Source organism: Pseudozobellia sp. WGM2 (assembly GCF_017810075.1).
In the GTDB taxonomy this organism is placed as follows: domain Bacteria; phylum Bacteroidota; class Bacteroidia; order Flavobacteriales; family Flavobacteriaceae; genus JADNYK01.
The window spans coordinates 734,164-759,438 of sequence record NZ_JADNYK010000001.1 but is presented as its reverse complement, the minus strand read 5'-3'; the positions used below and the strand labels follow the sequence as shown (position 1 = coordinate 759,438).

At 38.3% G+C, this 25,275-nt stretch carries 21 protein-coding genes; 7 read left to right on the top strand and 14 right to left on the bottom strand.

The window, feature by feature from the left end:
* Positions 1-8 precede the first annotated feature (8 nt).
* A complete protein-coding gene (locus tag IV512_RS03395) occupies positions 9-1,211 on the top strand; it encodes an MFS transporter (RefSeq protein ID WP_209400594.1) in 1,203 nt (400 codons plus the stop codon).
* A gap of 87 nt (positions 1,212-1,298) precedes the next feature.
* Here IV512_RS03395 and IV512_RS03390 read toward each other — a convergent pair whose 3' ends face one another.
* The 6 genes from IV512_RS03390 to leuC form a co-directional block, all read right to left on the bottom strand.
* A complete protein-coding gene (locus IV512_RS03390) occupies positions 1,299-3,062 on the bottom strand; it encodes an ATP-binding protein (protein ID WP_209400592.1) in 1,764 nt (587 codons plus the stop codon).
* Complete coding sequence (locus IV512_RS03385; protein WP_209400589.1) at positions 3,059-4,192, bottom strand: FIST signal transduction protein; 1,134 nt, start codon at positions 4,190-4,192, stop codon at positions 3,059-3,061. The genes IV512_RS03390 and IV512_RS03385 overlap by 4 nt, the downstream gene beginning before the upstream one ends.
* Positions 4,193-4,379: 187 nt before the next feature.
* Positions 4,380-5,435 carry a 3-isopropylmalate dehydrogenase gene (leuB, locus tag IV512_RS03380; RefSeq protein ID WP_100872032.1) on the bottom strand — a complete coding sequence of 352 codons (1,056 nt, stop codon included), beginning with the start codon at positions 5,433-5,435 and terminating at the stop codon, positions 4,380-4,382.
* Between the two features lie 64 nt (positions 5,436-5,499).
* Positions 5,500-7,011: an alpha-isopropylmalate synthase regulatory domain-containing protein gene (locus IV512_RS03375; RefSeq protein ID WP_209400587.1), complete on the bottom strand. Its 1,512-nt coding sequence runs from the start codon at positions 7,009-7,011 to the stop codon at positions 5,500-5,502.
* 53 nt (positions 7,012-7,064) lie between these two features.
* Positions 7,065-7,661, bottom strand: a complete 597-nt coding sequence (leuD, locus tag IV512_RS03370; protein ID WP_100872034.1) for a 3-isopropylmalate dehydratase small subunit — start codon at positions 7,659-7,661, stop codon at positions 7,065-7,067.
* 31 nt (positions 7,662-7,692) lie between these two features.
* Positions 7,693-9,111: a 3-isopropylmalate dehydratase large subunit gene (gene leuC, locus IV512_RS03365; RefSeq protein ID WP_209400585.1), complete on the bottom strand. Its 1,419-nt coding sequence runs from the start codon at positions 9,109-9,111 to the stop codon at positions 7,693-7,695.
* 164 nt (positions 9,112-9,275) lie between these two features.
* Between leuC and IV512_RS03360 the strand changes: the two genes are divergently transcribed.
* On the top strand, positions 9,276-9,851 hold the full coding sequence (locus IV512_RS03360) for a Crp/Fnr family transcriptional regulator (RefSeq protein ID WP_209400583.1): 576 nt from the start codon (positions 9,276-9,278) through the stop codon (positions 9,849-9,851).
* Between the two features lie 125 nt (positions 9,852-9,976).
* Positions 9,977-10,375, top strand: coding sequence for a heme-binding protein (locus IV512_RS03355; protein WP_209400579.1), 399 nt, complete (start codon positions 9,977-9,979; stop codon positions 10,373-10,375).
* A gap of 20 nt (positions 10,376-10,395) precedes the next feature.
* Here IV512_RS03355 and recG read toward each other — a convergent pair whose 3' ends face one another.
* Positions 10,396-12,501 carry an ATP-dependent DNA helicase RecG gene (recG, locus tag IV512_RS03350; RefSeq protein WP_209400577.1) on the bottom strand — a complete coding sequence of 702 codons (2,106 nt, stop codon included), beginning with the start codon at positions 12,499-12,501 and terminating at the stop codon, positions 10,396-10,398.
* 78 nt (positions 12,502-12,579) lie between these two features.
* On the opposite strand from recG, the gene IV512_RS03345 reads away from it, so the two are divergent.
* On the top strand, positions 12,580-14,664 hold the full coding sequence (locus tag IV512_RS03345; RefSeq protein ID WP_209400574.1) for a M1 family metallopeptidase: 2,085 nt from the start codon (positions 12,580-12,582) through the stop codon (positions 14,662-14,664).
* The gene (locus IV512_RS03340; protein WP_209400572.1) at positions 14,661-15,581 is read left to right on the top strand and encodes a patatin family protein; all 921 of its coding nucleotides are present in this window, start codon (positions 14,661-14,663) and stop codon (positions 15,579-15,581) included. The genes IV512_RS03345 and IV512_RS03340 overlap by 4 nt, the downstream gene beginning before the upstream one ends.
* Before the next feature lie 40 nt (positions 15,582-15,621).
* On the opposite strand, the gene IV512_RS03335 is transcribed toward IV512_RS03340, so the two are convergent.
* The 4 genes from IV512_RS03335 to IV512_RS03320 form a co-directional block, all read right to left on the bottom strand.
* Entirely contained in the window at positions 15,622-16,140 is a 519-nt protein-coding gene (locus IV512_RS03335) for a hypothetical protein (RefSeq protein WP_209400570.1), read from the bottom strand.
* A gap of 244 nt (positions 16,141-16,384) precedes the next feature.
* Complete coding sequence (locus tag IV512_RS03330; RefSeq protein ID WP_245224653.1) at positions 16,385-16,903, bottom strand: GNAT family N-acetyltransferase; 519 nt, start codon at positions 16,901-16,903, stop codon at positions 16,385-16,387.
* A gap of 362 nt (positions 16,904-17,265) precedes the next feature.
* Positions 17,266-18,033 (bottom strand): hypothetical protein, encoded by a 768-nt coding sequence (locus IV512_RS03325; protein ID WP_209400568.1) that lies wholly within the window; start codon positions 18,031-18,033, stop codon positions 17,266-17,268.
* Positions 18,034-18,153: 120 nt separating this feature from the next.
* The gene (locus tag IV512_RS03320) at positions 18,154-19,428 is read right to left on the bottom strand and encodes an amidohydrolase (RefSeq protein ID WP_209400566.1); all 1,275 of its coding nucleotides are present in this window, start codon (positions 19,426-19,428) and stop codon (positions 18,154-18,156) included.
* 151 nt (positions 19,429-19,579) lie between these two features.
* Between IV512_RS03320 and IV512_RS03315 the strand changes: the two genes are divergently transcribed.
* Together IV512_RS03315 and IV512_RS03310 are read left to right on the top strand one after the other, a co-directional pair.
* The gene (locus tag IV512_RS03315; RefSeq protein ID WP_209400564.1) at positions 19,580-21,907 is read left to right on the top strand and encodes an ATP-dependent helicase; all 2,328 of its coding nucleotides are present in this window, start codon (positions 19,580-19,582) and stop codon (positions 21,905-21,907) included.
* Between the two features lie 120 nt (positions 21,908-22,027).
* Positions 22,028-22,651 carry an L-threonylcarbamoyladenylate synthase gene (locus IV512_RS03310; protein ID WP_209400562.1) on the top strand — a complete coding sequence of 208 codons (624 nt, stop codon included), beginning with the start codon at positions 22,028-22,030 and terminating at the stop codon, positions 22,649-22,651.
* Positions 22,652-22,769: 118 nt separating this feature from the next.
* On the opposite strand, the gene IV512_RS03305 is transcribed toward IV512_RS03310, so the two are convergent.
* From IV512_RS03305 to IV512_RS03295, 3 genes are all read right to left on the bottom strand, one after another.
* Positions 22,770-23,624, bottom strand: a complete 855-nt coding sequence (locus IV512_RS03305; protein ID WP_209400560.1) for an OmpA family protein — start codon at positions 23,622-23,624, stop codon at positions 22,770-22,772.
* Between the two features lie 106 nt (positions 23,625-23,730).
* Positions 23,731-24,732, bottom strand: coding sequence for a glycosyltransferase family 2 protein (locus tag IV512_RS03300; protein WP_209400557.1), 1,002 nt, complete (start codon positions 24,730-24,732; stop codon positions 23,731-23,733).
* A gap of 12 nt (positions 24,733-24,744) precedes the next feature.
* Complete coding sequence (locus IV512_RS03295; RefSeq protein WP_209400555.1) at positions 24,745-25,191, bottom strand: type I restriction enzyme HsdR N-terminal domain-containing protein; 447 nt, start codon at positions 25,189-25,191, stop codon at positions 24,745-24,747.
* Between the last annotated feature and the right edge of the window lie 84 nt (positions 25,192-25,275).

The window sequence follows — 25,275 nt, the reverse complement described above, 5'->3', positions numbered from 1 at the left end:
CAAAGAATATGGAAACAAAGATATCTAACAAAAAAGCCCTGATTGCGTTGGCCGTAGGCGGCTTTGGCATAGGGTTGACCGAGTTCGTTATTATGGGTATTCTACCCGATGTGGCGAAAGGTCTTAACATAACAATTCCTGAGGCAGGTCACTTTATAGCGGCTTATGCCTTAGGTGTAGTAGTAGGTGCACCATTATTGACCAGATTCAGCTCAAAAATGGATTCTCGTATGATTCTATTATTACTGATGGGATGGTTCACCTTATTTAACACTCTTTCCGGTTTTGCTACAAATTATAGCACATTATTGGTCACCCGATTTCTTTCTGGTCTGCCCCACGGTGCTTTCTTCGGAATAGGTGCGGTAGTGGCCGGTAAGTTGGCAAAAGAAGGTAAGGCGGCTCGAGCAATAGCGGTAATGTTTACAGGTTTAACAATTGCCAATGTGATTGGGGTACCGATTGGAACCTATATTGGGCACCATTACGATTGGAGTATTTCGTTTTTCATGGTCGGTATCGTCGGCGTGCTTGCAGTTTTAAGTGTGTTTTTGTGGATGCCTCAACTTGAATCTGAAAAGCCCAAACCGTATTCAAAAGAGAATAAAGGACTGAAAAATGGGGAACTTTGGGCAATGATATTACTAACAACTATTGGTACTGGAGGTTTCTTTGCCTGGTACAGTTATATCGCACCGTTAATCACTGATATTGCCGGTTGGGGTGAGTATATGGTTGGCTACGCAATGATACTAGCAGGCTTAGGTATGGTCTTTGGCAACTTTATTGGGGCAAAAATGGCTGAAATATTTTCTCCTATTAAGGCTGTAGCAATAAGTCTATCGATAATGGTCGTTCTATTGTTAATCAATTCAGTACTTGCATTTAACCCGTATATTGTATTGGGTATGACATTTTTTGTGGGTATGGCGGCCTTTACGGTATCAACTCCGATACAAATGGCTATTATCAATACCTCAAAAGGCAACGAAATGTTAGGTTCTTCTATGAATCAAAGTGCTTTTAATATGGGTAATGCCTCAGGGGCCTATTTGGCCGGTTTGCCTATGACCTTTGGGTTTAGTGTGGTCTATGCGGGGGTCGTTGGAGCTTTTCTTGCGGGCATGGGAGTATTAATGGCAGTAGGTATAATAGTGTACAGAAGACATAAAGCTGGATATAGCTTCAGGAAGATGGCCTTCAACAATTAAACTGTTACCATAGAATAAAATATATTAACCCCAAGTTCAAAATGAGCTTGGGGTTTTTTGTGTTTTATAGGTGGTTGTCAAAATGGATTATATATTCTTTTTAGAAGAACTATTTACAATTTCTGATAGGGTGTCGAATAATTCGTCAGGATTAAATGGTTTACTTATCAGTCCATTAATACCATAATCAATTAAATCATTTTTTACTGATGCTCTGGTCGATGCAGAAAGCGCATAAATTGGCATAGTTTGATTATGTAGGTTGTCTGAGGCTCTAATTGCCATACTGGCATCATAACCATTCATGATTGGCATTTGCAAATCCATAAGAATAAGGTCATATTCTTTTTGAAAGGCTTTTTTAACGGCTATTTTACCATTCATGGCAACATCATACTCAACTCCCCACTTTTTTAGAAATTTTTCAACTACAAGTAGATTGATCCTATTGTCATCTACCACAAGAATTTTTCGACCACGTAAACCTGAATGCTCAATCGAAATTTTTTCATGAATATCATCCTCAAAAATAGAGGCAATTGGGTTTCCTTTTTTCAGATCAATAGAAAAACTAAAGGAAGAACCAACTTGATAGGTACTTTCTACTTTAAGGGTAGTACCCATCATTTCCAATAATCTTTGGCAAATTGCAAGACCTAAGCCGGTACCCCCATATAGTCTTGTTGTGCTTGGGTTTGCTTGAGCGAACGAATCGAATATCTTATCTATTTTATCACTTTGTATACCGATACCTGAATCTATGACCGTAAATAATAGATTAGAATTATCTTCGGTTTCGGTAACTACTTTTACGTCTAACAGCACTATACCTTCTTCGGTAAATTTTATGGCATTACTGACCAAATTGGTCAAAACCTGTGACAATCGTGTACTATCACCAATTAACGTGTCTTGTAAAAGAGCATCTTTCTTAATTTTAAATCGAATTCCCTTTTTTAAAGCTTTATTACTAAAAATACTTTCTACGGTAGTCAAAACTTGTTTTAAGCTGAAACTGGCTTCTTCTAATTCTAAAGAACCAGAAGCTATTTTATTATAATCTAAAATGTCATTTACCACCCCCAGTAAATGTTCCGACGAATATTTTAAAGTGCTCAAATTTTCAATTTGTTCTTTTCTAGGGTTTTCAATTAAAAGGAGATGGGCAATACCGATTACAGCGTTCAATGGCGTTCTTATTTCATGAGACATGGTCGATAAAAACTCTCCCTTCGCTTTATTTGCCTTAACCTCTTTTTCTCTGGCTCTTATCAATTGAAGCTCGGTTCGCTTTAAGTTTGTAATGTTCACAATGGTACCTATATAACCTTCAATTGTTCCCTTCGATGATTTTATGCTTTTTATGGTAAAATCTAACCAAACTCGTTTACCGTCTTTATCTAAAGATTCTAGAGTTTTACTAAAGTTGTTCGATTCTGGGTTCTCGATGTCTAATAGGTTAATGAAAGATTTACCTTTAGTATTTACCAAAAACTGGCCGAGAGGCTTGCCCAAGGTTTCAGTAACAGGTCTACCGGTTAGTTCTTCCCAGGCCGAATTTAGGTATGACCAATTGCCTTTTAAGTCAATTTCGAAAATAACATCCTTAATATTGCCCGCAACTTTTGTTAATTGACCGGTAACTTTCTTCACACTATTTTTTAACTCCAAATTTCTTAGAAATAACTCTTTGGAGCTTTCTTCTAAAATGGTCTCAGCATGTTGTATGTCAGCGTCTAACTCTCTATAGCTTTGATCCACCATTTCAAGAAAAGGAGTAATCTGATCTAAATCATTCTGATTTAGACCTGATTTCTTTAACTGTCTCTGTAATTTTCTATGGTACTTCATATTTCAGAAAATGTTGTAATACACATGGTCAGGTTATGAAGAGAGGTCTTCGAAAAACCAAAAAAGGGAGATATTTCTCCGTAAGAATAAAATCCTATGGTTTCAGTATTTTTAGGAAACTGGTCGGTCACTGCCTCAATTTCTTCAGATACTAATTCGCCCATAACCTTTCTTCTTCCTGAACAACTGATTAATATGGCTAATTGATGGTTGTGATTACTCTGTTCCGCAATAATTTTTGCGCTATTTTCGGCACCATTGATGAGTCGGTCTATATTTCCCTTCATGAGACGCACGTAGGATCCAATGGGAATATCTTCTGACATTATTAAGCTCTGCTCTTCTTCATCTATAGCTAAGAGCGCGCGCATAACTGGGTTAGAGTGGTCTTCATTGCGAACTTTCATTGGATAATTGAAACCATCATCACCAATGTTTTCCAAAACTTTTGGATCTACGTGATTTTGATAGAAATGAAGAGCTGGTTGCTCATCGATTTCGAGTATGCGATTCTCTTTTGATTTAGTGACCAAACATTCAACACCGTAACTGTCCCATCCACCTTGAGCATTATAACTCACTTGTAACGAATCTCCATACATGGCAAGAGCAATTACACAATTTTGTTTTATTATACCATTATCGATAATAAAATTGGAATCTGTAAATGAATTTCTACTGGCTAGGCCACCTGTTACGCTAATACTTGGTTTAAGCTGATTATTCATGCCTTTCAGTAGATTGGCAGCACTCAAAGTTTGTGCATCGGAAAGTAGAAATATATGTTCTAAATTTTCTTGATCTATTTTTTTGGCAAATATCTCTCCGGAAGAATAACCGGTAGATGAGTCAGAAGATAGGTTGCCGGAATAGAGTTTGAGTTTGGTTTTATGAAACTTTACGGCGGCTAGAACAATAGTACCATCAATAACTTCTTGGTCAATTATTTCACCAGATGTTGTTCCTCCTATTATTATTGATTTTTCATATTTGGCTTTAATTTCTTTAATAGCACTTTCTACTTCTTTGAAATTTAAAGAAATAAAAAGGAAAATTACCTCCGGGTTGAAACCTATATCTAGATTTAAAATATCTTTCTTAGACTCAATTTTACGTTTAAAAACCTCCATAATACAGATGTAAGAAAAAGTTTACACATTAATGGAACGACAAAAGTGATCAAATCATATATATAAAATTAAATGTTCGACGAAAATGACAAAAAATTAACTTTATACGAGAAAAGGGTCATTTTCAACAGAAAATGACCCTTTGATTTGTTAAGCTATTTATGTGAATTATAGCTATTTGTATATTCTAAAGATTTTCGGCCAACCAATTGCCTACTTCACTTGTTTTATAAGATTTGCCACCTTCGGAAAGGTCTTCGGTAACCACGCCCTCGGCTAAAGATTTGTTCACCACACGGCGAATATCGTCTGCTTCTTGCTGTAAACCAAAATCTTCGAAAAGCATAGCGGCAGATAATACAGTGGCTAGTGGATTTGCAATATCTTTACCAGCTGCCTGGGGATACGAACCATGAATCGGTTCATAAAGTTTAGTCTTTTCACCCACGGAAGCTGAAGGCATCAACCCCATAGAGCCTGAAATAACAGAAGCCTCATCGGTTAAGATGTCTCCGAACAGGTTTTCTGTAATAATTACGTCATATGCCTTTGGCCATTGTACCAAACGCATGGCAACAGCATCTACAAATTCATAAGAAACTTCTACCTCCGGGTAATCTTTCTCCATAGCTTGAACGGTTTCTCTCCACAGACGAGAAGATTCCAATACATTGGCTTTGTCTACGCAGCACAGTTTTTTTGAACGGGCCATGGCCATTTCAAAACCTTTTTTCGCCAATCGCTGAATTTCGGCTCGAGTATAGGTCATCGTATCGTAAGCCGTATTACCGTTGTCTTCTCTTCCTCTTTTGCCAAAATAGACACCACCGGTCAATTCTCTTAGAATTATTAAATCAGTTCCTTCGATTCTATCTCTTTTTAATGGAGATTTATCGATTAAAGAAGGAAAGGTAAAAGTTGGTCTTACATTAGCGAACAAACCTAACTTTTGACGCATTTTCAATAAACCCTGTTCCGGGCGAACTTTAGCCGAAGGGTCATTATCAAAACGCGGATGCCCGATTGCACCGAAAAGAACGGCATCGGCATTGGCACAAACTTCATGGGTATCGTCTGGGTAGGGTTCTCCTACAGCGTCAATGGCAGCAGCGCCTGTTAATGCCGGTTTCCAACTAATTTGGTGATTATATTTTTTCGCAATGGCATCAGATACTTTTACGGCTTGATCGATTACTTCCGGTCCGATTCCGTCTCCGGCCAATAAGGCTATGTTTAATTTCATTTTTTAAGGATATTATAGGTATATGTTGCACAGCACTAATTAATAGTGATGTACGTCTTATTAATTAAATTATATTCAGCATTTTTTCAGTGGCTTTGATAGCCGAAACAGTCTGGTCAGAATCTAAGCCACGAGATGTAAATTCTTTTCCTTCGGCATTCCATGTGATTATGGTTTCACACAAGGCATCAGAATTGCTGCCAGGTGGTATTCGAACTGCATAATCCACTAATTTGGGAAGTTGCATTTTTCGAGTAGTATAGATTTTGCGTAGGGCATTCATAAAAGCATCATATTGCCCGTCTCCAGAGGCATTCTCTTCATACGTTTTACCATCGATTTCTAGCAGCAGGGTAGTAGAGGGGCGTAGTCCTTTAGAATGGGTAAGCACATACGACTTTACGAAAACCTTTTGTTGGTAATCGGTATCAAGAACATCGGAAATAATATATGGTAAATCTTCTTTGGTTACCTTTTCCTTTTTATCACCCAACTCGATAATTCGAGCGGTAACTTTTTTAAGTTCTTCATCATTTAAGGTCAGCCCAAGCTCTTGAAGATTTTTTTGAATATTGGCCTTACCTGACATTTTTCCTAAGGCATACTTTCGTTTTCTACCAAAACGCTCAGGCATTAAATCACTAAAGTAAAGATTGTTCTTACTGTCGCCATCAGCATGTATGCCAGCAGTTTGTGTAAAAACATTATCGCCCACAATAGGTTTGTTCGCAGGTATACCGAAGCCCGTGAATGCCGATACCAGCTTACTTACTCTGTACAATGCTTTTTCGTCAACATTGATTTTTACCTCTGGCAAAAAGTCATTGATTACGGCAATGGCACTGGCCATTGGGGCATTACCTGCACGTTCGCCCATACCGTTCACGGTAAGGTGTAGACCATGACAACCCGCTTGCACAGCTTCCATTATATTGGCGACGCCAAGATCATAATCGTTATGCCCGTGAAAATCGAAATGCAAGTCAGGAAAACGTTCAACAATTTCCTTGATATACTCTCGCGTCTCACTATATGTTAGAATGCCTAAAGTGTCGGGCAACAGTACTCGTTTTATAGGCTGGGTAGACAAGAATTGTAGAAATTCAAAGACATACTCTTTAGAATTTCGCATTCCGTTACTCCAATCTTCCAAATAAATATTGTTGATAAAACCTTTCTCGGTAGCTTTTGAGAAAATATCGGCAATCTCTTTAAAATGCTGTTGCGGTGTTTTTCTTAGCTGATGCTTCAAATGGTTCATTGAACCTTTGGTGAGCAGGTTCTGTGATTTTGCACCAGCTTTTTCCATCCACTCTAAAGAAATTCCACCATCAACAAAGGTGAGTACTTCTACTCGATCTAAATAGTTCTGTTCAGCTGCCCATTTGGTAATTTGTTGCACAGCTTCGAGCTCCCCTTCAGAAACTCTTGCCGAAGCTACTTCAATTCGGTCCACTTCAAGCTCATCGAGCAACAGTTTGGCCAAGGTGAGTTTTTCGGAGGCGGTAAATGAGACACCAGATGTCTGCTCGCCATCGCGCAGCGTAGTGTCCATAATTTCCAAGTGTCTCTTCATTTTCTACCTAGCGGTCTTCAGATGTAAAAGTTGATTTTGTTTTTCGAAAGCGATTAGAACGGTCTTTTCTGAGCGAAAGTTTTGATGTCTTCTTTGATGTTCAAAAGATAATCGATATCATCGAAGCCGTTGGTCATGTTGTCTTTTTTGTAGGTGTTGATATCAAACCCTTCGCTTTCGCCAGTGGCCAAAATGGTCACTTTTTGCTCAGGAAGATTCACTTCGAATTCCGCTTTAGGGTCTTTTTCAATTTCAGTAAAAATTTTCTGAAGAAAATCTGCACTTACCTGAACGGGTAAAACCCCAATGTTCAGGCAATTACCTCTAAATATATCGGCGAAAAAGCTTGAAATAACACAACGGAAACCATAATCGTACACAGCCCAAGCAGCGTGCTCGCGAGAAGAACCGGAACCAAAATTTTTGCCGCCCACCAAAATTTGACCACTGTAGATCGGGTTGTTCAAAATGAAATCTTTCTTCGGTGTATTGTCTTGATTGTAACGCCAATCGCGGAAAAGATTATCGCCAAAGCCCTTTCTTTCTGTCGCTTTTAAAAAACGTGCAGGTATGATTTGATCTGTATCGACATTCTCTATAGGAAGCGGGACTGCCGTTGAAGTTAATTTTGTGAATTTATCGTATGCCATGGTTTATTTTTTTTGATGATGTTGCCAATATTTAGCCTGCAACTTCTTCTTGCATTAGTTCTCTAGGGTCGGTAACCTTACCGGTAACCGCTGCTGCCGCCGCTACTAACGGACTGGCGAGAAGGGTTCTAGAGCCTGGACCTTGTCGCCCTTCGAAGTTTCTGTTCGATGTACTTACGGCCAATTTTCCCGGGGGCACTTTATCGTCGTTCATAGCCAAACAAGCGGAACAACCGGGCTCACGAAGCGCAAAGCCGGCTTCGGTCAAAATATCCAACAGGCCTTCTTCTTTGATTGCAGCTTCTACTTTGTGGCTTCCGGGTACTAACCAAGCCGTTACATTATCCGCTTTTTTTCTTCCCTTGATAACAGAAGTAAAAGCTCTAAAATCTTCTATTCTTCCATTCGTACAACTTCCCAAGAAAACAAAATCAATAGGCTTACCGATCATCTTGTCGCCTTCGCCGAATTTCATGTACTGCAAAGACTTTTTATAAGTAGTGGCACCGCCTTGGGCCACATCAAAAGTAGGAATATCATTGCTGATACCCATACCCATACCCGGGTTGGTACCATAAGTAATCATTGGTTCTATCGATGAACCATCAAATGACAACTCTTTATCAAAAATGGCATCATCGTCAGTATAAAGAGTTTCCCAATATTCCATAGCTGTATCCCAAGCTTCACCCTTAGGGGTGAATTCACGACCTTTTATGTAATCAAAAGTGGTTTCATCGGGAGCGATCATACCGCCACGGGCACCCATCTCGATACTAAGGTTACAAACAGTCATACGACCTTCCATCGTCATGTTCTTGAATACATCACCTGCATATTCTACAAAGTAGCCGGTGGCACCAGAAGTTGTTAATTGAGATATAATGAAAAGTGCGACATCTTTTGGCGTAACCCCAAATTGAAGGTCACCTGTAATATTGATGCGCATTCTTTTTGGTTTGGGCTGCATAATGCATTGAGTGGCCAATACCATTTCAACTTCCGAAGTACCGATACCGAAAGCAATAGCACCAAAAGCACCATGGGTAGAGGTATGCGAATCACCACACACGATGGTCGCACCGGGAACGGTAATACCATATTCAGGCCCAACAACGTGTACAATACCATTTTTCTCATGACCAAGGCCCCAATAAGAAATACCATGCTCATTAGCATTTTCTTCTAACATTTTAAGCTGGTTGGCAGATAATGGGTCGGCCACTGGCAAATGTTGGTTGATGGTAGGGGTGTTATGGTCTGCCGTAGCAAAGGTTTTTTCAGGATGTAACACTGGAATACTCCTATTCTTTAAACCTAAAAAAGCCACGGGGCTGGTTACTTCATGAACCATGTGACGGTCTATAAACAGTACGTCTGGTCCGTTTTCTATTTGGTGGACCACATGCGAGTCCCACACTTTATCGAACAATGTCTTTTTTGCACTCATATTCTTTCAATTCTAAGCAAACAAATCTAGTGAAACATAGTATTTTTAAGAAATTATTACGATTGAAAATTACGATGTTCAAACCAGCATCGGTGTCACATAATTGGTGATAAGCATTCACATATATTTACGATTACCTCGTTTACAACTGAAACCTCTAACGAATGAAAGACCTTCTGCTGGCCCATATTAACCGACATATTAGTTTAACAAATGTTGAAGAAGAAGAATTTAAGGGCATTATCGCTGAAAAGAAAGTGTTTAGAAAGAGCTTTCTTATTGAATCTGGGGTTATGGTCAATGAGCTCTATTATGTCGTCGAAGGTTGTTTGAAGGCTTATTATGTCGACGATTTGGGCAACAAACATATTTTACAATTTGCCATAGAAGACTGGTGGATAACTGATTTTAATGCCTTACATAATAATATACCCGCTGAATTATATATAGAAGCCATTGAAAATTGCACGGTATTAGCCATTAGTACTGTGGCTTTGGAAGAATTATATATTCGGATTCCGAAGTTTGAACGATTTTTTAGAATCCTCTATACCAATGCCTTCATTGCTTTAAGAAAAAGGGTAATGTCTTCTTTGCACCGTACAAATTCGATAAGGTATTTGGAGTTTTTTGAACGATATCCGAATATCGAACGACGGGTAACTAATTATCACATCGCAAACTACTTGGGTATTACGGCCGAAAGCCTCTGCAGAATCCGTCGTGATTTAGGTATGTGATTTTAACTAAATTTAACATTTTTCATTAACTTAAGTCAATGAAAATCAGAGTATGATATTATATTTTTGATTTTAAAGGGCAAGAAATTCTTGTCAAAAATATTTTAACGAATACGTATGATTTTATGAATATAACATTAAAACAGGCTCAAGACATTGTTGAAGCGGCTAAAAGTAAAGCTGAAGAAATTGATACTAAGATGAATATTTCAGTGGTTGATTCTGGGGCTAATCAAGTTGCTTTTATCAGAATGGATGGCGCTTGGCTAGGCTCGGCAGATATTGCTTTAAAAAAGGCTAAAACGGCTCGGTTCTTCGATATGAACACGGGTAGTATCGGAGTGCTTTCTCAACCTTCAAGACCATTATTCAACATCGAGCACTCCAATAACGGATTGATTACGTTTCCAGGAGGTGTACCCATTACCGACAGCGATGGTAACATAATTGGGGCTATAGGCGTTAGTGGAAGTACTGTCGAAAATGACCATGATGTTGCAATGGCCGGTCTTGGCGCATTATAGTAAAGTATCAACTAATCGGGTCAACTAATATAGTTCCAGATGTTCTTGTGTTTTACAAGTTGAATATAGGTATGTCTGATGACCAAATTTTCGGGCTTTTCTAGCTTTGCATCATCTTTTAGCAACTGAATGGCATAATGTCTAGCGGTTTTCAAAATGTCGTTATCTTTAACAATGTCGGCAATCTTCAAATTGAGCACGCCGCTTTGTTGGGTGCCCATAAGATCTCCCGGTCCGCGTAGCTTAAGATCAACTTCGGCAATTTCAAATCCGTCATTGGTCTGAACCATGGTTTGTAAACGGGTTTTTGCCTCCGAGGATAGTTTATGGCCGGTCATTAGTACACAAAAACTCTGATCAGCACCGCGACCAACACGTCCGCGCAACTGATGCAGCTGAGACAGACCGAAACGTTCGGCACTTTCAATGATCATTACCGATGCGTTAGGTACGTTTACGCCGACTTCAATAACTGTGGTAGCGACCATAATTTGAGTTTCTCCACGTACAAAGCGGTCCATTTCATAATCTTTGTCAGCAGGTTTCATTTGACCGTGCACAATGGATATCTGAAATTCGGGAAGCGGAAAGTCCCGGGCAATACTTTCATAACCATCCATTAAATCTTTATAATCCAAAGCCTCGGATTCCTGTATCAGCGGATAAACAATATAAATCTGTCGGCCTTTTTTAATTTCATCTCGAATAAACTGAAAAACCTTTAGTCGGTTTGAATCGAATCGGTGAACGGTTTTAATAGGTTTTCGCCCAGGAGGAAGCTCATCGATAACAGAAATATCTAAATCGCCATAAAGGCTCATGGCTAGTGTACGTGGTATTGGGGTTGCGGTCATCACAAGAATATGTGGCGGTATGTCGTTTTTGTGCCACAATTTCGAGCGCTGGCCAACCCCGAAGCGGTGTTGCTCGTCAATAATGGCCAAGCCCAAATTTTGAAATTGCACCTTGTCTTCCAAAAGGGCATGAGTGCCGATCAGAATGTTCAACTCTCCATTTTCTAGTGATTCATGAATGATGTTTCGCTCTGATTTTTTTGTGGAACCCGTCAGTAACGAACAATTCACGTTAATATTGGAAAGCAATTCTTTTATACCTGTATAATGTTGATTGGCCAATATTTCTGTGGGCGCCATTAAACAAGCTTGAAAACCATTATCTATAGCCAATAGCATGGTCATAACCGCAACTATAGTCTTGCCAGAGCCCACGTCACCTTGCAATAGACGGTTCATTTGGGCATTACTGCCTAGATCCGCCCTTACCTCTTTGATAACTCTCTTTTGTGCTCCGGTTAGTTCAAACGGAAGGTATTCCTTATAAAATTCATTGAAAAGTTTGCCTACTCGATCAAAAGGGAATCCTTTTATTTTTTGTTTTCGAAGGGCCTTTTTAGTGAGTAATTGCAGCTGAATGTAAAATAGTTCTTCAAACTTTAATCTGAATTGGGCTTTAGCCAACAATTCTTGATTTTTAGGAAAGTGGATATTAAAAAGCGATTCAGCCTTTGGTAAAAGTTTCAGTTCATACATCAGTTTGTCGGATAGCGTTTCGGCGAATCTTCCATTGGTTTCTAGAAATAACTGTTGAACCATTTTACTAATTACCCTATTGGTTATACCCTTATTGCTCAGTTTTTCGGTGGAGGGATAAATGGGTTGCATCACAATTTTGTGACCCTGTTGGTGTTCTTTCAGCAGTTCCATATCAGGGTGTGGCATAGAGAACTTACCATTGAACCAGTTGCACTTGCCGAAAATTACATATGGGGTATTGAGCTTCAGGTTTTCCCTGATCCATTTTTGACCTCTGAACCATACGAGCTCCATATCTCCGGTATCGTCAACAAAGGTTGCTACCAATCGTTTCCCCCTTTTTTGCTCTACCGTTTTGATATTAATGATCTTACCGATAATTTGAACATCGGCATTACTTCGTTGCAATTGCCCAATTTTGTAGTACTGTGTCTTATCTAGATACCGATTGGGATAAAGATTGAGTAAATCTTGAAATGTTTTGATACCAAGCTCGCTCTGAAGGGTTTCGGCACGGTTAGGGCCTACACCTTTCAGGTATACAATCGGCGTTTGCATGAAATTGGCATTCATGCGACTAAATTAGCGGTTAGGTCTAATAGGCACAAACTAAAACCTTAAATTTGGTGTACTCTTTGTTTGCATAACTTCATGAGAAACGTTTTCCTATTTATTTTTTCGAGTATTTTCTTGCTTTCATACGGTCAACATCAAGATAAGGTCGATTTTCTCCATGCTGAAATTGAAGTCGATTTGTTTCCTGAAACTGAAAAGGTAGTTGGTAGTATCAATTATGAGTTTACGGTACTTCAAGATGTAGATTCCGTTTTTCTAGATGCCCATAATATGGTATTTGAAAAAGTGGAAATTGATAATAAGAAGATTTCATATAACAATAATAATAGATATATTACCGCATATGGAAAGTTTCTAAAAGGAGTGAACTATCAGCTTTCATTAAGCTATTCTTGCCAGCCCAAACAAACTGTCTATTTCTTAGGATGGAATGATGCCATCGAATATAATGAACAAATTTGGACCCAAGGTCAGGGGAAGTATACCAGTCATTGGCTGCCGAGTTTTGATGACATGCAAGAAAAGGTGGAGTTTGATATGAACATTACCGCCCACAAAGACTACAAGGTCTTTGGTAATGGGTTATTTAAACAAAAAATGAAGACTTCAGAAAATAAAGTTCGCTGGTCGTTCGATATGCAAAAGCCCATGAGCAGTTATTTATTGGCATTTGTAGTAGGCAACTATAGCGAGCAAAAATTAAGTTCAAAAAGCGGAGTGCCAATAATAAATTACTACTACCCTCAAGATACTTTAAAAGCAGAACCTACTTATCGGTATACGAAACGGATTTTCGATTTGTTTGAAGAGGAAATCGGGGTTTCTTACCCGTGGCAAAATTATAAACAGATTCCCGTTCGGGACTTCCTGTATGCTGGAATGGAAAATACCGGCACCACCATTTACTCCGATGGCTATGTAATCGATTCTACAGCATTTATAGATAAGAATTATGTGAATGTTAATGCCCATGAAATGGCTCATCAGTGGTTCGGAAATCTCGTTACCGAAAAAGATGGGCGCCATCATTGGCTTCATGAAGGCTTCGCCACTTATTATGCGTATATAGCAGAAAAAGAAATTTTTGGGGAGGAGCATTTTTATTGGCACCTCTACAAAACCTTACTGGATTTAAAGCAAGCTGAGAATAGGGGAGAAGGGCAAAGTGTTTTAAACCCAAAAGCAAGTAGTCTTACATTTTATGAAAAAGGCGCTTGGGCCCTTTTTGCCTTGCGTGAACATCTAGGTGATGCCGAATTTAAGGCAGGTATAAAAAATTACTTGGCCAAACATGCCTTTAAAAATGTAACTGTCACAGACTTTTTACATGAGATGAAAAAGGCCAGTGGCAAAAATTTATCAGAATATAAGAAGCGATGGTTAGAGAGTTCTTCAATCGATACATCAAAAGCATATGAACTTCTAGCTGACAAATCGAAATCACTTAAAATTTTGTTCGATTTACAGGGTAAAATAAAAAATGGTGAAATAACTACGGAAGATTACAAATGGCATTGGCAAAACAGTAATTCTACCTATTTAAAGAGACACCTTTTAGAAGCCTATTCTAATGAATTGCCTAAAAAAATAATAGAAGAGGTGTTTACTTCCTCAGATATAAAACTAAGGCAAGTTTTATCAGAAAAAGTTGAGGAAATTCCTCTAGAACTTAAATCCGATTTTGAATCGCTCTTGAATGATGATAGTTATATAACCATTGAAAATACATTGGTCAAACTTTGGTCATCATACCCTAACGAGCGCAAGAAATATTTAGATACGACCAAGAATATGGTGGGGCTGCCGAATATGAACATACGGTTGTTGTGGCTTACTTTAGCTCTTTTCACTGAAGGTTACGAGACTGAAAAAAATCAAGATTACTTGTATGAACTTAGTGAGTACACTTCTGCCTCATTTTCGTGGGAGGTTCGATTGAAGGCTTTTCAATATCTGACAGAAACCAGTTTTACCGATGAAGCTCTTCAAAATCTTATTCTGGCAACAGAACACCATAGTTGGCAATTCAAAAAATACGCCCGTAATTTGATAGAAAGCTTTTTACAAAATGACGAACAAAAAAATCGGATACACGAACTTTACAAAGAACTAAAACTTAATGATTTTCGTTATATGAATATTAAATTAGGCATAGAATGAGAGCGTTGGTTATTTCAGGAGGAGGTAGTAAAGGTGCTTTTGCAGGCGGTGTCGCTCAATACTTAATGCAAGAGCTGAATCATAAGTATGATTTATTTCTAGGTACCTCTACAGGTAGTTTGCTGATATCGCACCTGGCACTTCAGAAAATAGATAAAATAAAAGAAATTTATACCTCGGTCAATCAAGACAGTATTTTTAGTAACTGCCCATTCACCATAGAGAAGAAGTATGGAGTTCATAGCATAGGAATCAACCATTGGAACGTACTTCGAAATTTTTATCGAGGAAGAAAAACTTTTGGAGAGAGCAGAAACCTACTGAAGCTCATTCAGAACACCTTAACTCGTGAAGAGTTTGAAGTATTAAAAAAAGGCCCGATGGAAATTATTTCTACGGTCTCTAACCTTTCGCTCAATCAGGTAGAATATAAATCTATTAACGATTATAGCTATGAAGATTTTTGTGAATGGATATGGATATCTTGCAATTATACTCCATTTATGAGCTTGGTTCGTAAAAATGGATGTGAATACGCCGATGGCGGACTAGGAAACATGGTGCCTATTGAAGAAGCGGTCAAACGAGGTGCCAAAGAAATAGATGTAATCGTTCTACAAACAGAAGTAAATCATCTCAACCGACTACCGTCTAAGAATGCGTTTTCACTATTGACTACTATGTTCGAATTCATGTTAGACCGTATCGAAATGCAGAATATTAAAATAGGTAAGTTCGCCGCCAATACGAATGATGCCATTATCAATTTTTATTATACCCCAACCGTATTGACCACCAATTCGCTAGTTTTTGATAAAGAAAAGATGACTGCTTGGTGGCAGAGTGGTTATAATTTTGCCAAATACAAAAACAATGAGCTCAATCAAATAGAACCAGAAAAGGGCGAAGTATTGTAGTCATACTTGCCCTTTTTCATATTGTTTTAAACGTTTTAGTTTACCAGAGTTCCCCGATTTCTTTTTTCACAAATGAAAGTGCAGTAGCAGAAGGTGATTCTTTATCCATGGTTTCGGTCAAAATATCTTCACGCAGTTTATCGGCAGAATCAGTTTCGCTCATTGCTGCTTTTCGAATCATTTGAACCGTAGCGCTTTTGGCAGCTTTAATAATGTTCCAGCACTCATCTGTCATATATATTTGCTGAGAAAGATTATGATCAAACTCATTTTCAATAGTTTTGATCAATAGCGATTCATAATCGTTTTTATCGGAAGATTTTGGGGCTACCCTCACCACCAAACTAGGTATGGCCATACGTTCTAAAAATAAAGCCATTCTTTCGTAGGCCTGAAGGCGAATCGGTAAGGTGTTTTTTTGCGAGTCTTTCTGCAACAAAAATCTTCTGCGCCCTTCTTCATTACGGGTGTGAAGTTTGAAAAAATAAAATGCCACGATACCCGTGACAACAGCCGGCAATAAAAAACCGAAAAATTGTAAAATAGTTTCTCCTGACATTTTTTTGGTGGTTTGTGACCGAGTCTTTATGGTTTTCTCGGTATAATGTTATGATAAGAAAACGAAGTTTTTTTTAAAAAAGTATGGTTTTGTACTAGTTCTTCGAGAAGATTTAAAATTGGATGGTTGAGCTATTGACTACACATAAATAAGTTCATTCCAGTAGATAAAATTGTAAACGTTAAGATTACAACTACTTTAAGAATAAGATTTACTTTAAATAGGGAATTCAAAGGCCTCAATTTTATCTTTTTATTTGGTATAAGTACAATTCTTCTTCTTTCTGAGGTAACTTAGTTATACCAATTTTGTGTAACCCTAATTTTTTTAGAAGGCATTGTGAACCAATATTGTCTTTCGAAGTAATAGCACTGATAACATCTATTTCAAAAATTTCAAATGCCGCGTTCAAGACAGAGCGTGATGCCTCGTAACCATAGCCCATACCCTCATAAGCGGGCAATAGACCAAAGCCAATATCTATGCCGTCTAACCCCTCCCTGTCATAAAGGCCGCAGGTACCGATTTTTTTATTTTCTGATTTGGTTATTAATGTATAGCTCGAATAGCCCAAGTTTTTTAATTGGGGCAGCATATTTTCAGCAATATATCGCTTTGCAACTTTAATGGAACTGATACCTCTATCACCCACAAATTTTAAAAATTTAGGAGTATTCATTAATTGAAATATCAATTCAGCATCTATTTCTTCCGTCGGCCGCAAATAAAGCCTTTCAGTTTCAAGTGTGGAATGCAAGCTCATAAACAAGTGTTTACCTGACTTATTATCAGTGTTTTAAAACTAATTAAACTTTTGTATTATATTCTAACGAATTTTAGTTTGTAAATGTTAATAATAGTTATCCTCTTGATTTCATTCGTAAGTCGTGATGGTAATTTAAGACTAGGTAGCTGCGACGATTATATGAATTCGATAGAAATGATGGATTTTTAGTGCATCCATCATAATCAGAAACGATTCTTTAAATCTTAAAGAATCTTGATGAGATAACTAGAAAGTAAGTAATCTAATGTTGATTGTAGTACATATAAAAGCTGCCGAGAATAAAATTGATTTTATTCTCGGCAGCTTTTTAAATTAAATCTTAAAGAATAGTTTATGCTTTAATTCTTCATTTCCTCTCGAACCATCAAATAAAAATCAGTGAAAGAAGGGTGAATACCCACCTGAACACCTTCTTTTAAATTACCGTCTCTGCCCAAGCTTACGATTCGTTCTCCCTCAATACCCAATTGCTTCAATTGAGCAGCGACAGATAAAGCTTGTTGCGCAGGTATATTCAAATCACCCGTCATGCTAAGACCTTCTATAGTCACTGAAGTTTTAGGGTTGGCCTTTAAGATATTGGCAATTTTTTCGACCCATCCTTCTGCTTCCGAGGTAAGTTTATCTCCGGTGTCATTGCCGAATAGGCTGTTTAAGTCAGAAGAAATGACAACCGTACCTTCGTTTACGCCAATTTTGGCATTTTCGCCCATAGTTTGTTTGGCATTGGTCAAGATGACTATGGTAGTAGAGTCGTTGGTCGCAATGGCATCCTTAATAGATTTTAACTGCTTTTCTTTAGCTTCTAAACTCTCCATGGCGCTGGTTACGATACTTGAGTTTTTATTCGAAACTTCAGCAAAACTTTTCATGTTCTGCATTAGGGTATTGTTCGCATCTTGTAGTTCGGTAACTTGGCTTTCATAAGAAGCCGATTTAGCACTAGCGATGCGCTCTGTTTTTTTAGACTCCAATAATTCTGAATTAATTGAATCTAATTGCGATTTCAAAGCATCGATTTCAGCAATTAAATCACTCTTACGTTGTGCCTGAACAGATAGCATAGTAAACACAAGTAAACAAAGGGTCAATAATTTATGTTTCATTTATAGGATTTAAAAATGTTTTATAAGTAGGGAACGTATTTTAAGGCATAAAAATATAGTATTCTTGCTTCTTGCAAAAATACCATTGAAATTAAAATGCAAAGAAATACTTCGGATGGGTTACTTTTCAAGGTAGTCTAAACTCATTTCAGTCAAAGTTTTTACACCGAGTAGTAGTCCGCTATCATCAATTTTGAAGTCTGGGGTATGATGCGGAAAAGTTTCGGTCGTGCCAGGGGCCATTCCTCCAAGAAAGAAAAAGAATCCCGGCACTTCATTTTGAAAATAAGAAAAATCTTCCCCACCGGTAACCGCCTTTTGTTGCTGCACTTTTTCAGCTCCCGCAACCTTGATTAACGAAGGTATCATTTGGTCGGTTAGGTCAGGGTCGTTAAAGGTAATATCAGTTTGGTCTCTGATTTCAATGGTAGCATCACCACCATAGGCACGGGCGATAGCCGGCACCATTTCTTTCATACGACGTGTAATTTGTTCTTTCATGTCATAATCGAGGCTACGAACCGTTCCGATCATTTCGGCACTTTCGGGTATAATATTAAAACGTACGCCACTAGTGATTTTGCCGACAGTAATTACCGCAGCTTCGTTGGTTAGTTCCATTTCACGGCTTATAATGGTCTGCAAGCCATCGATAATCTTGGCACTTATTAAAATAGGGTCGATTCCTGACCAAGGTTGTGAACCATGGCTTTGCTTCCCTTTTACATTTATAGTAAAACTTTGTACCGCCGCCATGGTACCACCTGATTTGTAACGAATGACACCAACTGGAGTTTCAGAATTAATGTGAAGTCCGAAAATTGCGTCCACTTCTGGGTTTTGAAGTACTCCCTCTTTGATCATAAGTAGGGCTCCACCTTCTTCACCCGGTGGCGGACCTTCTTCTGCGGGTTGAAAAACAAATTTGATGGTTCCATTTATTTTATCGGTATGTTTTGATAGTATTTCAGCAACACCCATAAGAATAGCCACATGGGTGTCATGACCACAGGCGTGCATCACGGGTACAGTTTCCCCTTTAAATTCTGCGGTTACAGTAGATTTATAAGGTAGGTCGTTACGTTCGGGTACAGGTAGGGCATCCATATCCGCCCGAAGGGCGATAACCTTACCCTTTTTCTTTCCTTTTAAAATACCAACAACTCCGGTATGAGCGACACCCGTTTGCACCTCGATACCGAGCGATGTTAAATGAGCGGCTATTTTTTCAGCGGTTTTAAATTCCCGATTTGAAAGCTCGGGATTTTGATGAATTTCTCGGCGCCAATCAATTACTTTCTTCTCAATTGCGGCGTAATCCTTATCAAATCGCAGATCTTGAGCTATGGTAGAATAGCTGAGAAACAATAGGCTTATAAATAACAATCTGTGCATAACTATTTAAGTTTGTTAAATATAATCAATAGCATAGAGAACTATATAAGCGTTGGGCAATACTTCTATCAAAAGAATATCTTTGTATTCCTTATATACATTTTAGCATAAGGGTAATTATGGCTAAATTCACATCGCTAAAAAAGAAGATTTGGAGAATTTTATTGACGGATTGAACGATGCTCAAAAAGCACCGGTATTGCATAAAGACGGACCATTAATGGTGATTGCTGGTGCGGGGTCGGGCAAAACCCGTGTACTTACCTTTCGTATTGCACATTTGATGGCACAAGGCGTAGATTCATTCAATATTTTGGCACTTACATTTACCAATAAGGCGGCCCGTGAAATGAAGGCGCGTATTGCAACAATTGTGGGTAATTCGGAAGCCAAAAACCTTTGGATGGGTACTTTTCACTCCGTATTCGCCAAGTTATTACGTTTTGATGGCGATAAATTGGGTTTTCCCAGCAATTTTACCATATACGATACCCAAGATTCACAGCGATTGTTAGCATCCATAATCAAAGAAATGGGGCTAGACAAGGATATTTACAAGTACAAACAGGTACAGAATCGCATATCATCTTACAAAAACAGTCTGATCACCGTCAAAGCCTATTTTCAAAATCCTGAGTTGGTCGAAGCCGACGCAATGGCCAAACGGCCTAGAATGGGAGAGATATATCAAAATTATGTCGACCGTTGTTTCAAGGCCGGTGCGATGGATTTTGATGACCTTTTACTTCGAACCAATGAGCTCTTAAATCGTTTTCCAGAGGTGTTGATGAAGTACCAAGAGCGGTTCAAATATATATTGGTAGATGAGTATCAAGATACCAATCATTCCCAATACCTTATTGTGAAGGCATTGGCGGATAGGTATCATAATATATGTGTAGTAGGTGATGATGCACAGAGTATTTATTCGTTTAGAGGTGCAAATATTAGTAATATTCTCAATTTTCAACGTGATTATGAGAACGTGGCCATGTATCGATTGGAACAAAATTATCGCTCTACCAAGAATATTGTAAATGCCGCGAACTCGATAATCGCTAAAAACAAAAACCAACTTGAAAAGGTAGTTTGGACGGATAATGATGATGGACCATTGATTAAAGTTCATCGCAGCACTACCGATGCAGAAGAAGGTAGGTATGTAGCAGGTTCAATTTGGGATACGCAGATGAACGAACACTTACCTAACGGACATTTTGCCGTTCTATACCGGACCAACTCACAGTCCCGTTCCATAGAAGATGCACTGAGAAAGAGAGATATTCCCTATCGCATATATGGTGGACTTTCGTTTTACCAAAGAAAGGAAATAAAAGATGTTTTAAGTTACCTTAGGTTAGTCATTAACCCCAAAGATGAGGAAGCCTTAAAGCGTGTGATTAATTTTCCTGCCAGAGGTATCGGTAATACTACTTTAGATAAATTAACCGTTGCCGCCAATCATTATAACCGTTCGATTTTTGAGGTAATGGATAATTTAGATAAAATCGACCTCAAAATTAATTCGGGTACCCGAAGAAAGTTACAAGATTTCGTGACCATGATCAAGAGCTTTCAGATCATGAACGAAGGCACAGATGCTTTTACCCTAGCTGAGCATGTAGCCAAGAAAACAGGTGTTCTTCTTGAATTTAAGAAAGATGGAACACCAGAGGGTATTGCTCGTATGGAAAATATCGAAGAACTCTTGAACGGTATCAAAGATTTCGTTGAGGGGCAAAAAGAAGTGGTCGATGCAACCGGTAATATTAGTGAGTTTTTAGAAGATGTGGCCTTAGCGACTGATTTAGATAAAGATACCGGTGATGACGACCGTGTGGCACTGATGACCATTCACTTGGCCAAGGGTCTAGAGTTTCCGTATGTATATATTGTAGGTATGGAAGAAGATCTTTTTCCTTCGGCCATGAGTATGAATACCAGAAGTGAATTGGAAGAAGAACGTAGGCTTTTTTATGTGGCCTTGACCCGAGCGGAGAAACAAGCCTATCTTACCTATACCCAAAACCGTTATCGATGGGGGAAGCTCATAGATGCCGAGCCCAGTCGATTTTTAGAAGAAATCGATGAAAAATTTATTGAGAATCTGACACCCATAGGTACGGGGTATCGCTACAAGCCATTGGTAGATGCCGATATTTTTGGGGAAGTCGATAAAAGCAGGTTAAGACAAAATAAACCTACAAGTGGCACGCCGCCGAGCCATAAGAAGCCCAACGAAAGCCAACTCAGAAAGTTACGTAAGCTTAAGCCGGAACTTTCGAACCCTGTGGGTAACACCAACGTAATCGACCCAAATTTGGCAGAGGGCTCTTTGGTAAACCACACACGCTTCGGGCGAGGTAAAATTCTAAAAATTGAAGGTGTCGGTAATGACAAAAAAGCGGAAATTCAGTTCGATAAGGGTGACATCAAAAAGCTTTTATTGCGGTTTGCTAAGTTGGAGGTTGTAGGATAAATTACTGAATGCTAGTGTGTTTGTCCCTATCTAAATACTTGACAACAAATGGTATGATAGGTGATGTGAATTAATCAAAAAACGTTTAATTTATAGGGTGGTTTTATCCATTTAGAAAATATGTCCGAATTAATAAGAATATACGAGGAAAACCCTAACCCCAAAGAAATCAATAAGGTTGTACAGGTGTTACGGAAAGGAGGATTGGTCATTTACCCCACAGATACGGTATATGGCTTGGGTTGCGACATTACCAACTCAAGAGCTTTAGAAAAAATAGCCCGAATCAAGGGTATAAAGTTGGCCAAGGCCAACTGGTCTTTTATATGTGCCGATTTAAGCAACCTTTCCGACTATGTGCGACAAATAGATACGGCTACGTTCAAAATATTGAAACGGGCCTTACCAGGGCCGTATACCTTTATCTTACCTGGAAATAACAATTTGCCCAAAGACTTTAAAAAGAAAAAAACGGTAGGTATTCGAGTACCCGATAATGCTATTGCAAAAGCATTGGTCGAAGGTTTGGGCAACCCAATTGTATCTACTTCCATTCGCGATGAAGACGAGCTGTTGGAGTATACGACAGATCCTGAACTTATTTACGAGAAGTGGCAAAACCTTATTGATATCGTAATTGATGGCGGATACGGAGACAACATGGCCTCTACGGTTATCGATCTTTCTGAGGGAGAGCCAGAAATTATACGTGAGGGTAAAGGCGACTTGAATATTTTTAGTTAGCTACCAAGGCTTTCAGCTCTTAGACTAAATAAATAATTTCTAAAAAAATGAAGTATAAAAAAGCCGCTACTCAATGAGTAGCGGCTTTTAAAATTTTTGCTAAGGGATTAGATTAACCTTAATTATTGATTGCTGGATCATCCATTCCTTCTTCGATCATGCTATAGAACTGATCGATTTTTGGAAGAACAACGATACGGGTTCTTCTGTTCTTAGACTTCTCGGTTTGAGAAACAGGAACGTACTCTGATCTACCGGCAGCGGTCATACGCTTAGGGTCAACGCTAAAGTCATTCTGAAGAATTCTAACGACAGCTGTAGCACGTTTTACACTCAAATCCCAGTTATCTAAAAGATTACCGTGTTTTCCGTAAGGTACATCATCGGTGTGACCTTCTACCATAAACTCAAAATCAGGCTTGTTGTTTACCACTTGTGCTACTTTACCTAGAACTTCTCTAGCTCTTCTAGTAACATTATAGCTTCCACTGCTAAATAATAACTTATCAGATATAGAAACGAAAACTACACCTTTCTCAACACTGATTTCGATATCTTCATCATCCAGGTTACCCAAAACTCCTTTTAAGCTTTGAACCAAAGATAAGTTTACAGAATCTCTTCTAGTGATAGCATCTTGAAGCTTACGAATAGTTAAGTCTTTTTCCTTTAAGCTTTCTAAAGACTTTTCTAAGTTCTCTGCTCCTTTAGAGGTTAGGGTAGTTAGGTTGCCCATGTTGTTGATCAACTCTTGATTGTTTGCTTTCAAGAACGCATTTTGATCTGACAACGTTTTGTTTTTTGAATCTGCGGTCGCCTTCTCTTCTAAACAGTCATTCAGCTTAACTGTAGCAGAATTCAATAAATCTTGTGCTTCTTTGTGCTTTGCCTCTAAATCAGCAAATTTTTTCTGTGATACACAAGATCCTAAAAGTAGGGTTGCTCCTAAACAACCTAAAATTATTTTTTTCATAATGTGATGTGGGTTACTAAGTATTAATTGTTGTTATTTGTTTTTGAATCTTTGACAATAAGGGACAAAATTATATAAACGCCAAATTAAGTTTTTGCAAAATTAGTTAATCTTTTACTAAAACGTTAAAATTCTTTATATGATGTACGAAATGGGACCAAACAATGGATTTTGTTTGGTAATAATTTAATACAAAATTAGCTTTCTCTCTTTTTCTATACATCTTCCTGAAGTTTTTGTAAAAACTTAGATGGGCCCAAAAAATAGCCCAACAATGTTTGAACTTTAACTGGAATACAAATCTGATGGCGGCAACTGCGTCTAGTAATAACCGAATAAAGATGATTGGAAACGCTTTTCTTCTTGGAAGGTTTTTTGTAATTGAGAAGAGTGAGTTTCTAAAATTCAGAAAAGTTTTCTTCGGATTCATATTACTCAATGTCGATCCCCCTAAATGATATACATGTGAGTCGCCTACATAAAACACTTTATGACCTTTATTTTTGGCACGCCAACAAAGATCTACTTCTTCCTGATGCGCAAAATAACTCTCATCGAAACCATCTACTTCCCAAAAGACGTCACTTCTAATAAACATACATGCCCCCGTTGCCCAAAAAATCTCTAGTGTATCGTTATATTGCCCATTGTCTATCTCTAAAGACTGAAAAATACGACCTCTGCAAAACGGGTAGCCTAGCCGGTCGATGAAACCTCCTGCAGCACCAGCATATTCAAAGTGGTCTTTTCGCATTAAATCCAGAATCTTAGGCTGTACTATGGCAGCTTTTGAATTCTCTGCGAATAATTTTTTAATGGGTAATATCCAATTCTGAGAGACTTCAACATCTGAATTGAGAAGACAGTATATATCGGCATCTACGTGTTTTAGACCATGGTTGTAACCCTTGACAAAGCCACCATTTTCAGAATTTCGAATTACTTTAATTGTGGGATAATTTTTCTCAACAAATATGACGGAGTCGTCTGTTGAAGCGTTATCAATTACATAAATGTCTGCATCCTGTGAATATTTCACAACAGAGGGTAGGTACCTTTCTAAAAGTACCTCACCGTTCCAATTAAGTATGACGACAGCTATACGCAAAACGAGGGCAAATTAACGGCTAAAATCAGGAATATCCTTTAGAAACTGATATTTTTCTGATTGAAAATCCATTTTACAATAAAAATGTTCCAATCCGTTAGTGACCATTAAATATGAAGCTCGTAATAGGAGGTTGTAACGAGCAATTTGATCAAAAGTTGTCTGGTCGATTTTTATTTTAGGCGCTTTGCATTCGACTAGAATATCGATTTCACCGAGAGAATTAAATACGACGATATCATAACGTTTGGTAAGGCCATTGAAAGTCAACTGTTTTTCTACATTAATTAGACTCTGAGGATACTTTTTGTCTTCAATTAAATAATTGACCACATGTTGCCTGACCCATTCTTCAGGTTGTAACACCACAAATTTTTTGCGTATAACATCAAAAATCAAGATGTTATTTTCCCTATTTTTGAATCGGAAATTGTACTTGGGTAGATTCAACGGTTGCATTGAGTACTGGCTAGTTTTTCTATTTCTTATCTCAAAAATAGGGTAATAAAATTCGAACTCTATTATGGTAACCAATTGTTCTCA